The sequence below is a fragment of the Mesorhizobium sp. genome (genome assembly GCF_005063415.1).
GTDB lineage: Bacteria > Pseudomonadota > Alphaproteobacteria > Rhizobiales > Rhizobiaceae > Mesorhizobium.
Genome location: NZ_SUEG01000214.1, coordinates 6,134 through 6,398, shown reverse-complemented (window position 1 = coordinate 6,398; position 265 = coordinate 6,134). Strand labels below are relative to the sequence as shown.

Annotated in this window: 1 pseudogene; it reads right to left on the bottom strand. The window is 61.9% G+C overall.

Annotated elements, in window-relative coordinates:
• Nucleotides 1–265: pseudogene (locus E5W70_RS29975) on the bottom strand (LuxR family transcriptional regulator); the annotation flags it as partial.

Genomic DNA, 265 nt, shown 5'->3' with positions numbered 1-265 from the left:
GCTCTCCATCATCACCATGCAACCGATCTTCCAGTCGCCGCCGATCCGGTGGAGAATCCGGAGCTGACGTTTGCGGTCTTCGCCCGTATCACTGCCGATCTGGTCGAAAGTCATCCAGGCCACGTTTCCGTCGACGACGATGTTGACCTTCTCCCAGCGCACGCGCTCTTCGAAGGCGTGCTTGTCGGGGAACCGCTCCACGATCTTCTTGAGCCGGGCGGCGATAACGTCCCAGCCTTCGTCGACCCGCACGCCGAGTGAGGCA